Below are 13,063 nucleotides of genomic sequence, written 5' to 3'. Positions count from 1 at the left end.
CGTGTCAGACCTCCAGCAGCAGGTGCACGAGCAGGCCGAGCACGGCGAGCAGGAACGCCATGGTCAGGAACTCCGGCGCTCGGAAAAGCCGCAGCTTCGCCGACATGCTCTCGAACAGCGCCAGCGCTGCGCCGGCGATGACGAGCTTGAGCAGCAGAGCGGCGATCGCGAGAACCAGCAGCCACGGGTCGGCGCTCTGCGCCACGATCCCCCACGGCATGAACAAGGCGAAGCCGATGCAGGCGTAATTGAACAGTTTGAGCCAGGAGGCCCATTCGATCAGCGCCAGGTGGCGCGCCGAATATTCCAGCACCATTGCCTCGTGGATCATCGTCAGTTCGAGATGGGTACTGGGGTTGTCGATTGGCAGGCGAGCGTTCTCGGCCAGCAGCACCATCACGAATGCCACGCCGGTAAATGCCAGACTCGGATGCAGCACGAATTGATGTGCGGTCAACGTGCCCTCGACGATGGCGGGCAGGGCAGTGCTGCCGAACATCAGGAAGGTGCTGAACAGCACCATCAGCAAGGCCGGCTCGGTAAGAAATCCGATCATCATCTCGCGGCGGGCGCCAAGCGTGCCGAATGCGGTACCCACATCCATCGCCGCCAGCGCCATGAAGACGCGTCCGGTGGCGAACAGGCCGACCAGCGCAATCGCGTCGGCCACCCGCGCCAACGGCAGCTCGGTGGTCACCGAGGGAATGATCGCAGCGGCGAGCGCCATCGTGGCGAACACCACATACGGCGCGCTGCGGAACAGCGGCGAGGCGTGCGTCGCCAGTGCCGCATCCTTGTGCAACAACTTGCGCAGTATCCGGTAGGGCTGCCACAGCGAGGGTGCGGAGCGGTTCTGCAACCATGCGCGGCACTGCGTCACCCAGCCGGCAAACAGCGGCGCCAGGGCGATCGCCAGCAGGCATCCACCGATCTGCCAGGCGTAGGCAGCGATGTTCATCGGACGCACACCAGCAGGAAGATCAGCGTCACGAAGCTGTACAGCAGATAGATCGACAGACGACCGCCCTGCAGGAACGCCAGGCTGTCTGCGATGCGCCGGGTGAGCCGTGCCAGTGGCAGGTACAGCGCGTGCCAGAAGCGATCACTGATCAGCACGCTGTAACGCGGCTGCAGATCGGAGGGCAGCGGCAACTCGCGCTGCTGCCGGAACATCGGCCCGAATAGGTGACGGATCGGCTGCCCGAATCCTTCGGCGGTGTCCTGCATGCGCGGCGTCTGCCAGGGATAACCGCAGGCCCATGGCGGGGTGCGGCGGAGTCGTCCGTGATGGAACAGGCGCACCAGCACGAAGGTCGCCCCGATCACGAGCAGCAGCCCCAGCCACAGCCACAAACCGCTGTAGGACGCCTGATTGGAGGCCACCGGCGTCATCCACCAGGCCGATTGCCCGTGCTGCACGGTCGTGCCGACCAGGCTCAGGGTCACTCGCCCCACGACGTCCAGTGCGACCTGCGGAAAGATGCCGATCAGCACGCAGCCCAGCGCCAGCCAGATCAGCCCCAGCCGCTCCAGCACGCCGGCATCATGCGCCTCGCGCAGCGCGGGCTCGCGCGGCTGGCCGAGAAAGATCACGCCGTAGAACTTCACCATCACGTAGCCGGCCAGCGCCGCCGTCAACGACACGATGGCCGCGCCCAGCGGCACAATCATGTTGAGGAACGCATGCGGGATGTGCGGCGTCTGCAGAAATGCCTGCAGCAGCAGCCATTCGGAGACGAAGCCGTTCAGCGGCGGCAGCCCGGCGATCGCGAGCGAACCGATCAGCGCCAGCATCGCCACCCACGGCATCCGCCGGATGAGGCCGCCAAGCTTGCCCAGGCTGCGCTCGCCGGTGGCGTGCATCACCGAGCCGGTGGCCAGGAACAGCAGGCTCTTGAAGAATGCATGGTTGAACGCGTGGATCAGCACTGCCGCCAGCGCCAGCGCCGCGAGCAGGCGCATGTCGAAACTGCGGCACACCAGCGCCAACCCGATGCCAGCGAGGATCAGGCCGATGTTCTCGATCGAGGAGTAGGCCAGCAGCCGCTTCATGTCGGTCTGCACGGCCGCGAAGATGGCACCGTACAACGCGGTGCCGAGCCCGAGCCCAAGTGTCAGCAATCCCCACCACCAGGGGCCGACGTGCAGCAGATCAAGGCTGACCCGCAGCAGTCCGTAGATCGCGGTCTTCAGCATCAGCGCGCTCATCATCGCCGATACCGGCGATGGTGCGGCCGGATGCGCTTCCGGCAGCCATACATGCAGCGGCACCATGCCTGCCTTGGCGCCGAACCCGAACAACGCCAGCACGAACGCCACGCTGGCCCAAGCCGGCGCAAGCGTCGCACCGCGCATCGCATCGAACGTCATCTGCCAGCTGCCGCCATGCAGCACGCCGAAGCACAGCAGCAGCGCCAGTGCACCCACGTGCGCCATCAGCAGGTACAGGAAGCCGGCGCGCCGGATCTCCGGCAGCCGGTGCTGAGTGGTGACCAGGAAGTACGAACTCAGTGCCATGGTTTCCCAGGCCACCATGAACAGGTACGCATCGTCGGCCAGGATGACCATCGCCATGCTGGCCAGGAACACGTGGTACTGCAGGCAGAGCAGGCCCGGTGCCGTGCCTTCGCCTTCCCGGAAATAGCCGGCGGCGAAGATCGAGATGCCGGCGCCCGCGCTGCCCAGCAGCAGCAGGAAGAATCCCGACAGTGCATCAAGCCGTACGTGGAACGGCAGGTCCGGCAGCCCCAGCGGCAACACGGCGCCCTGCATCGCGAAATCCGCGCTCAACGCCAAAGCGCCCATGCCGGCGACGGCGAGCGCCACCAATGCGCCCAACGGAAACAGGAGGCGGGCGACCCAGGCGATCCGGTGGGGCCGGGCCAGGCCGAGCAGCCCCACCAGCAACCATGCGGCGACCAGTTCCAGCAGCACGGCCAGCGGCGTGGCAGTTGCCAGCGCATTCACCGCAGCCGCGCTCCCGAATCCGGCATGCCATGGGTGATCTGCTGGGGGGTGAACATCGGTGTCTGCGCCGATTTCATGATAATTATATTATCATTTGAGTTGTTCCCAGTGTAAGACTGATGAGACGCATATGCCAACAGAAAATCGCACCGCCCGCCTCACCATCCTGATCGATCCGCGCAAGAAGGCCGTTTTCGAGCGGTTGTGCGCCGGGGAAGACGCCACCCCGTCGCAGGTCGTGCGCCGGCTGATCCGGGACTACATCGAGCAGCGCTCAGGACGCCCTTGGCACGCCGGGGAAGGCGCTGCCGAAACGGCCGCGCCGGCATCAGGGAGTTCGCGCGTCCGAGCCCGGTGAAGGCCTCCGGCCACTGCGGCGGGCCGCCGATGATGCGTCAGCGGCGAACGGCCTGAACGGAGGATCAGGCTCCATCGGCCGAAATCGGGTACGCAGGGCATGCCGTATCATTCCTGTATGCCCCGTCCCGTCTCACCATCCACCCCCGGCCTGTTCGCCGAACCCGATGCACTCAAGCCGCTGGCCGAACGCATGCGCCCGCGCAGCCTCGATGAAATCGTCGGCCAGCAGCGCCTGGTCGGCCCGGACAAGGCACTGCGCCGTGCGCTGGAGGCCGGCAAGATCCACTCGATGGTGCTATGGGGGCCGCCCGGCTGCGGCAAGACCACGCTGGCGCTGCTGGTGGCGCGTTACGCCGATGCGGATTTCCGCGCGATCTCCGCCGTGCTGTCCGGCCTGCCGGACGTGCGCAAGGCGCTGGCCGAGGCCGAGGTGAATTTCGCCCAGGGCCGGCGCACCGTGTTGTTCGTGGACGAGGTGCACCGCTTCAACAAGACCCAGCAGGATGCGTTCCTGCCGCACATCGAGCGCGGCGTGATCATCTTCATCGGCGCCACCACCGAGAACCCCTCGTTCGAACTGAACTCCGCGCTGCTGTCGCGCTGCCGCGTGCATGTGCTGGAACCGGTCTCCACCGACGACATCATCGCCGCCCTGAAGCGCGCGCTCGGCGACCGCGAACGCGGGCTCGGCGAACTGCAGTTGCAGGTAGGCGACGACTCGCTGGACTCGATCGCCCAGGCCGCCGACGGCGACGTGCGCCGCGCGCTGACCCTGCTGGAGATTGCCGCGGAGCTGGCCGAAGACGGACACATCGACGAAGCGACATTGACCCAGGTGCTGGCCGATCGCACCCGCCGCTTCGACAAGCAGGGCGAGCAGTTCTACGACCAGATCTCGGCGCTGCACAAATCCGTGCGCTCGTCCGATCCCGATGCCGCGGTGTACTGGCTGTGCCGCATGCTCGACGGCGGCGTCGATCCGCTCTATCTGGCCCGGCGCATGACGCGCATGGCGGTGGAGGACGTTGGCCTCGCCGAGCCGCGCGCCTGGCGCATGGCGCTGGACGCGTGGGACACCTACGAGCGGCTGGGCAGCCCCGAGGGCGAGCTGGGCCTGGCCCAGCTGGCGATCTGGCTGGCGATCTCGCCCAAGAGCAACGCCGCGTACATGGCCTACAACAAGGCCCGCGACGCGGTGCGCAGCGGCGGCACGCTGGAGGTGCCGATGCACCTGCGCAATGCGCCGACCAAACTGATGAAAGGCCTCGGCTACGGCGAGGGCTACCAGTACGACCACGACGCCGAAGGCGGTGTCGCGCTCGGTCAGCAATGCCTGCCGGATGCGCTCGCCGGCACCGTCTTTTACGAACCGGTCGAGCGTGGTCTGGAACTGCAGCTGCGCGAAAAGCTGCTCGCCCTGCGCGCGGCGCGCGAGCAGGCGCGTGACAGGTAGCTGGCTCATCATTGTGAAGCACGGGGCGCCACACACTGCGTATTCCGGGCTTGATGCCGACCTCGGCCAGATCGGAGCGGCTTGGCCTGCGCGGATTCGGCCGGTCCAGCTACGCCACGTCGTCCTGTCAGATGGCTTCGTCGGTTGACGCCGATGGCGACAGCAAAACGCAGAGCTCGCCGGGCCGCGGCGCGATCCGGATGGATTCGCTCAGCGCCGCGCTGAGGTCGTCCGGAATGGTGTCGCCCGCTTTCACTCCCGCCCAGGCATTGCGCCCGCGCCGCTTGGCGGCGTACAGGCATTCATCGGCCAGGCTCACCACTTGCTCCCAGTTCAAGCGGCGCGGCGCCTTGGCAAAGAACGGGTAGCCGGCAAACCCGATCGAACAGGTTCGATGGATGACCCGGCCATCGCCAAGCTCGAAGGGATGCGCCGCCACCATCGCACGCAGGCGTTCGGCCAACAGGGCGCCGGAGCATGGCATGGTGAAACGGGCCACGATCAGAAACTCCTCGCCGCCCCAGCGTATGGGGGTGTCGCTTTCGCGCGCGGCCGCCAGCAGGATGTCGCGCATCTGCTCCAGCACGCGGTCACCCGCGGCGTGGCCATAGGTGTCGTTGACCTCCTTGAAGTGATCGATGTCCACCATGAGGAAGGTGATGTCGGTATTGCCTTCGCTTGGAGCCTGCTCGGCGGTGGCCGACGAATACTGGCGCTCGACCACGGCGATGTCCCGATCGATGTGATCGAGCAGGTAGCGGCGATTCTTCAAGCCGGTCAACGGGTCGGTGATGCTTTGTTCCGATAGCGCAAGCATCGCCGCCTGCAGCTCGCTGGTGCGTTGCGCGACCAGGTCGGCAAGCGTCCGGTTGCGCCGGCGCAGGCTTGCCGAACGCCAGAGCACGATCAACATCAGCCCCACCGCGGCAAGCATGATCCACAGCGACCATGCCCACCAGGTTCGATAGGCCGGCGGCAGAACGCGAAAAGCGAATGTCGCTGTCTTGCCCACGCCGCCGTAGCCGTTGTGCGCGCGCACCAGAAACCGGTAGTCGCCGTCGGGGATATTCGTGTAATCGCGGTACGCCTCGCTGCTCCAGCTGGACCACTCGTTGTCCAGTCCATCCATCTGGGTCTGGAAGCGGTTGGCGCCGAGCATGTCGAAACTGGGCGCGGCAAACTCGAAGCGAAGCGTGTTCTTGCCGAATGGAATCCGGGCCGAGCTTGCCGGATGCGAAGCGCTGGCCAGGCGCGTGCCGTCCTTCATCGAGACGTTGCGAAGCAAGGTGGCAAACCCGGCGTCCCTGCCGGACATGTCTGTCCCGGCATAGCGAAAAAGCCCTTGCTCGGCACTGAACCAGACCACTCCGTCGCTGTCGGGCAGGATCGACAACATGTTGGTGCCCGCCAGGGGCTGCAACGGCGTCGGTTGCCAGCGCCAGTTGCCTTGGGCATCGCTGGTCGCGCCGCCGCTTTCCCGGGTTCCGTTGGCGATGTCTTCGACATACATCCACAGTTTGCCGGCCGCGTCCTGTTTCACCAGGGTCAACTGGCGCTCATTGCCGGCAAACAGATGGGCAAAGCGCGGATCGGGCACGAAACGCTGCGCGGCAGCCTCGAACGCCATGACGCCGGTGGTGGTCTCTGCGCGCAGTTCGCCATCGATCCGGGTCACGGCCACTTCGCCTCGGGGAATGCCCCGATCTGCGCTGTAGCGCTCCACGTTTGCCAGTTCGAGCTTGCCAGTGGCTGGAGACCCCTTGCGCAGCGTGGCGTGCAGAATGGTGCTGTTCCACGTGCCCAGCCACAGTTGCCCGCCTTCGTCTTCGACGATGCTGCGGATTTCATCATCGACGCCCTTCATGGCGCCCTCATCCAGCCAGCCCCGACCATCCCAGCGCAGCGATGCCAGACCTGACTGTGTGCCCAGGAAAATGCGTGTGGGATCGCTGCGCGAGCGCAGCATCGTGGTCACCAGCGGATCATTCGGCCCCAGGGGGCCGATGAGCTTGCCGTTGAGCCAGTAGATTCCGCTTGCCGCGCCGATCAGCAATCCGTGCTCGCCATCGAGCAGCGACCATACGGCGCCCTTGATCGACGCTACCTTGATGAAGTGCGGATGGTCAGCCTGGTTGCCATCCAGTTGAAACAGTCCGTCGGCGGTGCCCGCGTAGAGTTTTTCGTCATGTCGGGCCAGCGCCATCACGGCGCCGGAAAGCCCGTTGCGTTCGTCGAACTGGGTGATCGGTGCGTTCAGCGATATGCGACCGACACCCACATCACTGGTCACCCAAAGCCCGTGTTGCCGATCTTCCAGCAATGCGTTGACTGCATCGTTTGCCAGGCCGCTGGACCGATTCAACCTGCGCACCACGTGACCGTCACGGTCCAGTACAAGAATGCCCGCCGGTGGCGCTGCCAGCGCCAGGTCGCCGTTGCTCAGCCAGATCCCGTCGTAAAGCGCCTGGTCGCGGATGGCCGCGTCAGCTTCGGTCGACCAGCGACGGTAGTGTTCTCCATCAAACCGCCACCAGCCCTGGGTGCGGGTACCTATCAACAGTTCATTCGGCCTGGCATCGGTACCCGTCCACGGCAACATCACATAGATTTTCTCGTCGGCAAAGCGCTCCCCGCCGCTGACCATCACCAGCTCGTCGTCGGTCATGCGCATCAGGCCCCGTTGGAACTGCCGGATGTAAAGCGTGTCATGCACCAGGAACGCCATGTGAAACATGGTGTCGGCTTTCCAGGCCTTTATCTTTCCGTGACTCAGCCGGAAGACATAGGCGCGGGTGGTGAAATAGACGCCATCCTTGCCAGTCAGGGTCTTCCAGACGTCGGCGAACTGGCGCTGCCCGGCGGGCAGCTGGCCAAGCAGGGACACGTAGTGCATCTGGCCGACCGCATCGGCTTGCAGGTAGCCGAAGTCTCCTACCGCCCCCACGTAAATCCGCCCGTCGGCATCCATGGCCAGTGAGCGCACGGCACTGCGATTGGGTATCGGGATGCGGCTCCAGCGCGAACCGTCGAACGCGAACAATCCATCGCTGACATTGCCGACATAAATGACCCCTTGCTTGTCCTGGATGACCGACCAGTTTTGCGGGGCGCCGCCGTACTCCTGCGGACTGAAATTGCGGATGAAGGGCAGGCCGACCTCGCGGGCGGCGGGGATGACCGCGGCCGCAGCGGTGCGGGTCGGCAGAACGCTCGCCAGCCCTGCCCAGGCCAGGCAGCACAGACAGGCGAAGGTGATCGCCATCCACCGTGGGCGTACATCGGGGCACCGGGAGAGAACTTGCACAATTCTTCCTGTCTTGGAGGACGGCGGTTCCGCTGCACAGTAGTTGTTGCCGACGGGGCTCCGCGTGGCTGTGGCTTGATGTCTTGGTCCCTCGGTTTAGCGGCTGGCGCGCAGGGAAGTTGAGCAATTATGCGCACAGTTTCCGCGCTTAACGGCATGAATTGACGCGTCTGCGTGAGGGCGACGGATAGTCAGGGCGGGCGCCTCGCAAGCCTCACGCATTGCGGCGCATGTCGTCCGCCACGATAATCGAGCCTTCGCATTTCCGCCGGATCATCCTCATGCTGGACCCCGCACTGCTGCGCTCGCAACTCGCTGAAACAGCCGCCAGACTGAGGGAGATGCGCAATTACGTGTTGGATGTGTCCGCCGTGGAAGCGCTGGAAGGCAGCCGCAAGCAGCTGGCGATGGAAACCCAGGAATTGCAGAACCTGCGCAATACCCGTTCCAAGGCGATCGGGCAGGCCAAGGCCAAGGGCGACGACGTGGCAGCGTTGATGGCCGAAGTCGCCGGCATCGGCGACAAGCTCAAGAGCAACGAGCAGGCACTGGCCGACGTGCAGGCCAGGCTGGCCGAGGTCGCCCTGGGCATTCCCAATATTCCGCATGCGTCCGTACCCGTCGGCAAGGACGAGCACGGCAATGTCGAGATCGGCCGGTGGGGCACCCCTCGCGAGTTCGCCTTTGCGGTGAAAGATCATGTGGAGCTGGGCGAGCGCCACGGCTGGCTCGACGGCGATGCCGGGGCGAAACTGTCCGGCGCACGCTTCACCGTGCTGCGCGGCCAGCTGGCGCACCTGCATCGCGCGCTCGGCCAGTTCATGCTCGACCTGCACACCGGCGAGCACGGCTACCTCGAATGCAACGTGCCGGTGATCGTCAACGCCGACAGCATGCAGGGCACCGGCCAGCTGCCGAAGTTCGAGGAAGACCTGTTCGCCACCCAGATCGGCGATGCGAAGCGCTACCTGATTCCCACCGCCGAAGTGTCGCTGACCAACCTGGTGCGCGATACCATCCAGGACGCCGACGCGCTGCCGCTGCGCATGACCGCGCACACGCTGTGCTTCCGCGCCGAGGCCGGCAGCTACGGCCGCGACACCCGCGGCATGATCCGCCAGCACCAGTTCGAGAAAGTCGAGATGGTGCAGATCGCCCGCGCCGGCGAGTCGTATGCGCAGCTGGAGGAAATGGTCGGCCACGCCGAGAAGGTGCTGCAGAAACTCGGCCTGCCGTATCGCAAGCTGCTGCTGTGTACCGGCGACATGGGCTTCGGCTCGACCAAGACCTACGACCTCGAAGTGTGGCTGCCCAGCCAGCAGACCTACCGCGAGATCTCCAGTTGCTCCAACTGCGAGGACTTCCAGGCGCGCCGCCTGCAGGCCCGCGTACGCAACGCCGACACCGGCAAGCCCGAGCTGGTGCACACCTTGAACGGCTCCGGCCTCGCCATCGGCCGCACCTTGATCGCGGTGATGGAAAACAACCAGAACGCCGACGGCTCGATCGGGGTGCCTGAAGCCTTGCGTCCCTACATGGCCGGGCTGGACCGCATCGCATGAACATGCCTGCGCCCGTTCGCGGGAAGTGGGACAAGGTCGAGTTCTACACGAGCTACTTCCTGCTGCTGGTGCTGATCTCCTTCATCGGCACCCGGCTGGCCTTCGCCACCGTGTGGCAACTGCCGACGATCGACTTCGTCCTCTCGGTCGTCGCGATGCTGCTGCTCATCGCCAGCTTCTGGTTCGGTCGCCACAGCCGCCGATGGCGCCTTTGCACCATCGGCTTCGCCGCCGCCACCCAGCTCGTACCCATGGTGATCCGCCAGCCTGTGCTGCTGTTTCCGTTGCTCGGTGCGCTGATTCCGATCGCGATCCTGGTGGGCTGTCTGATTGCGTTGTCAAAGAAGGGCGCCGACAGTCGTCCGCGGCAGGCTTCCTGACAAGCCGAGTTGTCCCGCCGGCAGCGCAAACCGGCGGGCGACGTCAAAGTTTCACCTGCCCGATCTCCTGATCGATGTCGCTGCGAAGCTGCTTTGCCAGCGCCGGGTTTCCGGCGTGGCGGATGCTTGAGCGAAGAATCTGCAGATCCTGCCGCCAGCCAAGTTTGTCTGCCAGACGACACAGCGAACGAGTCGATCTCACTTTGCGTTTGACGGCTTCGAGACCCTTCCAGTCAGCCAACGCCTCAACCCCATCCAGCGTTTCAAGTTGCAGTCGAAGACGGCGCACACGCTTGCGCCAACGATGAAGGTGGGCCGGCGAACCTTCCGCCTGCGCCGCTGCCTTCGCCTTCTCCAGGCGCTGCAGGCTATGCAGGACGGAATTGCGCACCGCCTTCTTCGTCAGGTCCGTCCATGGAAGGTCCGCTATCACCCTTGCCATGCGGTTTGTCCTGGCGCGCCGTTTCGAAAAATCCGGATCGCGGGACAATGCAGCGTCAAGCAAAAGGTCGCGGCGTTGGCGCAGCTGACCGGATACCTCTTTCCAGTACGCGGGGTGGTCGCTCGCCAGCCTGGACGCCGTCTCCACTACAACTTGAGCGTCACGCAGCGGAGACAAGCCGTCAGCCAATCGATCCAGCGATCTGTCGATCGCATCGAACTTCGCGCCGAAAACGCGCCGGCCCAGATCCAGCGTTCCGCGAAGCCTTCGTATTGCCTTGCGGGCCTCGTGGACAGCCAGGTGACGATCACGCGTCCTCTCTAGCGCCCGCCGTATTTCCTGCGCCTGCCTGGACGCCACCTCAGCAAGTTCCAGCCCGAACGATTTCGATGCCATGTGCCGCAGGCTTCATTTGAAGACAGGCATCCAGTCTAGTCTGGCGATCCTCTCCTCAGGCAGCACACTCCCAAGCGATACGGCATTCGTCTTCGGCGGGCCCTGCGCCGGACGAGGCCGTCGCGTTGGCTAGCGCCGCGACTGGCCGTACAATGCGCGTTCAACGGAGAGACGGAGAGATGGCCGAGTGGTTTAAGGCAGCAGTCTTGACGCGCAGGCAGGATGCCGAAGCGGACAGCGGCAACGCCGCTGGCCCCGAAGGGGCGAAGGGCAGGATGCCCGCAGCAAAACTGCCGTAGTGGCGCGCATCGCGCGCCTTGCCGCAGACAACGAGTTTATGGAGAGATGGCCGAGTGGTTTAAGGCAGCAGTCTTGAAAACTGCCGTAGTGGTAACACTACCGTGGGTTCGAATCCCACTCTCTCCGCCAGAAACGCGAAACGCCCCCGAGTGGGGCGTTTTGCATTGCTCCTTCGCTTTCTCGGTTAAGAGCTATCCGGGCCAGAGCCGCTTGTCTGACCGCATGCTTCAGAGCCTGCGATCCGCCTTCATCTTGGCAAGCGCCTTGACGAGACTGCTCAGCCCACCATCCTGCAGATCGGCAAGCGTGGTGCTGAGCGCGACGTCCGGCCGCAATCCTACCGACTGAATCGCGAACGGCCGTGTGCGGCTGGGCGCGAAGTGATCCTGCGCCAGCATGTCGACCAGCGCACCTTCGGCGTGCTCGCCTTCGGCAAGCGTGCCGGCGGGATCGAATACGGAGAAATTGCCGCTGAGCCGCACGGCATAGCCGGAGCCGGGCAGGGGGGTGCCGGGTTCGCCGTTGAACTCGAAGCCGCCGCCGGCACCCACGGTGGGTTCGCCCACCACGGTGGCGCCCGAGGCCCATAGCCAGCTCGCCATGAACTCTCCGGCCGAGCGCGTGCCGGCGTCGGTCAGCACGACCAGTGGCGCACGGGTGGTGACGTGGCCGCAGCTCGGGTCGGTGGGTTCCTTCGCGAGTCGCACGGTGCCGGCCTGGGTGCCGGCGAACAGGTCGTATGTGGCCAGCGAGGGTCTGGTGCCGAGCGCATCGGCCAGCAGCCATGCCTCGCGGTCGAAGCCACCGAGATTCCCGCGCAGGTCCAGCACCAGCACGTCCGCATCGCGGGCGGCGGTGTCGGCGTCGCGGATGACGTTGCGCGCCACGGCGCAGTAGCCGGCGAGCATGGCGGCATCGTCGCTGGCACCGGGTCGTTTGCTGGCCGCATCGGCGGCGGCCACGAAAGCGTCGTCGTACTGCGGCGCAAACGCACCCATGCGCAGCGTGCCGATGCGCAGGCCGGCGGCCATGAAGTGCCGTGGCAGGTCGGCGCGGTTGATCGCGGCCGTCATCGACCTGGCCAGTTCCGCGTCCATGGGCTTGTAGGACAAGGTGACGGCTTTCGTCTGGCCCCTGGCGCCATGCAGGCGCATGGCGACCGTGCTCCCGAGACCGGCAACGCGATGGACCACCGGCGTGGCGAGCCCCAGCTCCGTGGCTGCTTCCGCGTAACGGCCGCGGCGTTGGCCCCCGAAGGTCAGCGTCGCCGCGCGTTGCATCCACGCACGCGCATCCTGGCCATCGATGGTGAGCACTCGGTCGCCCTCGCCGACTTGCGCATTTCCGGCGGCGGCATCGAAGACGCGCCAGACGATCACGCTGCCGTCGCTGGCGGTGCGGAACAGCACGCCCAGTGTTTCGGACTTGCCCGCGCTGGCGCCGACCAGCGCGACGTGCTGGTCCTGCAATGCGGCCAGCGCGCGGGTGAGTGCACTGGCATCGGAAAGGGATGGCGCGGCGTGGTCAGCCGACCAGAAAGGGTGGCCCTGGACCTCGTCCGGAAAGTCGTGGCGGTAGCGTTCGACGTAGCGCAGCGAGGGATAGCTGCGGGTCACCTGCATGCGCAGTTGGGTGCCGTCGTCGACCTTGGCCGCGCGCACACTGCCCAGCACGTTCAGCACGCATAGCGCTGCGATGGTCCGGATCTTTGCCTGCATGGCGTTTCCCTGGCTGCGTGGCGTGAAACGCGATGTCTGGATGGGATGAGGCGCGAAGGCGCGAGCATGCCGCGTGCATTCGATGGCATCGAGTGCCGCAAGTCATGTCGGGCATTGGTGCACTGATGCGCATGGTCCGCTCGATGCAGCGATGCCGATGACTTGCTCGCCGTGCGGAACC

At 65.5% G+C, this 13,063-nt stretch carries 9 protein-coding genes and 1 tRNA gene; 5 read left to right on the top strand and 5 right to left on the bottom strand.

Going from position 1 to position 13,063, the window contains the following annotated elements:
- Window positions 1-4: 4 nt before the first annotated feature.
- Complete coding sequence (locus ACFPME_RS00925) at window positions 5-958, bottom strand: respiratory chain complex I subunit 1 family protein (RefSeq protein ID WP_377301101.1); 954 nt, start codon at window positions 956-958, stop codon at window positions 5-7.
- Window positions 955-2,967 (bottom strand): hydrogenase 4 subunit B, encoded by a 2,013-nt coding sequence (gene hyfB / locus ACFPME_RS00920; RefSeq protein WP_377301099.1) that lies wholly within the window; start codon window positions 2,965-2,967, stop codon window positions 955-957. The genes ACFPME_RS00925 and hyfB overlap by 4 nt, the downstream gene beginning before the upstream one ends.
- Before the next feature lie 130 nt (window positions 2,968-3,097).
- On the opposite strand from hyfB, the gene ACFPME_RS00915 reads away from it, so the two are divergent.
- Together ACFPME_RS00915 and ACFPME_RS00910 are read left to right on the top strand one after the other, a co-directional pair.
- Window positions 3,098-3,325 (top strand): CopG family transcriptional regulator, encoded by a 228-nt coding sequence (locus ACFPME_RS00915; protein ID WP_082823673.1) that lies wholly within the window; start codon window positions 3,098-3,100, stop codon window positions 3,323-3,325.
- Window positions 3,326-3,442: 117 nt separating this feature from the next.
- Complete coding sequence (locus tag ACFPME_RS00910; RefSeq protein ID WP_377301096.1) at window positions 3,443-4,780, top strand: replication-associated recombination protein A; 1,338 nt, start codon at window positions 3,443-3,445, stop codon at window positions 4,778-4,780.
- Window positions 4,781-4,907: 127 nt separating this feature from the next.
- Here the strand turns inward: ACFPME_RS00910 and ACFPME_RS00905 are convergent, their stop codons facing one another.
- Window positions 4,908-8,042 carry a diguanylate cyclase gene (locus ACFPME_RS00905; protein ID WP_377301094.1) on the bottom strand — a complete coding sequence of 1,045 codons (3,135 nt, stop codon included), beginning with the start codon at window positions 8,040-8,042 and terminating at the stop codon, window positions 4,908-4,910.
- A 323-nt stretch (window positions 8,043-8,365) separates the two neighbouring features.
- On the opposite strand from ACFPME_RS00905, the gene serS reads away from it, so the two are divergent.
- Both serS and ACFPME_RS00895 read left to right on the top strand, forming a co-directional pair.
- Window positions 8,366-9,646 (top strand): serine--tRNA ligase, encoded by a 1,281-nt coding sequence (serS, locus tag ACFPME_RS00900; protein WP_377301092.1) that lies wholly within the window; start codon window positions 8,366-8,368, stop codon window positions 9,644-9,646.
- Window positions 9,643-10,026 carry an accessory gene regulator B family protein gene (locus ACFPME_RS00895; RefSeq protein ID WP_377301090.1) on the top strand — a complete coding sequence of 128 codons (384 nt, stop codon included), beginning with the start codon at window positions 9,643-9,645 and terminating at the stop codon, window positions 10,024-10,026. Before serS ends, ACFPME_RS00895 begins: the two co-directional genes overlap by 4 nt.
- A 43-nt stretch (window positions 10,027-10,069) precedes the next feature.
- On the opposite strand, the gene ACFPME_RS00890 is transcribed toward ACFPME_RS00895, so the two are convergent.
- Complete coding sequence (locus ACFPME_RS00890; RefSeq protein ID WP_377301088.1) at window positions 10,070-10,864, bottom strand: CHAD domain-containing protein; 795 nt, start codon at window positions 10,862-10,864, stop codon at window positions 10,070-10,072.
- Window positions 10,865-11,203: 339 nt separating this feature from the next.
- Here ACFPME_RS00890 and ACFPME_RS00885 point away from each other — a divergent pair.
- Window positions 11,204-11,293 (top strand) — tRNA-Ser (locus tag ACFPME_RS00885).
- Window positions 11,294-11,391: 98 nt separating this feature from the next.
- Here the strand turns inward: ACFPME_RS00885 and ACFPME_RS00880 are convergent.
- Window positions 11,392-12,882, bottom strand: coding sequence for a S41 family peptidase (locus tag ACFPME_RS00880; RefSeq protein WP_377301086.1), 1,491 nt, complete (start codon window positions 12,880-12,882; stop codon window positions 11,392-11,394).
- Between the last annotated feature and the right edge of the window lie 181 nt (window positions 12,883-13,063).

It is taken from the genome of Rhodanobacter umsongensis (assembly GCF_042654965.1).
In the GTDB taxonomy this organism is placed as follows: domain Bacteria; phylum Pseudomonadota; class Gammaproteobacteria; order Xanthomonadales; family Rhodanobacteraceae; genus Rhodanobacter; species Rhodanobacter umsongensis.
Note: the sequence above shows the minus strand (reverse complement) of the source record. Positions and strands in the feature narration are given on the sequence as shown.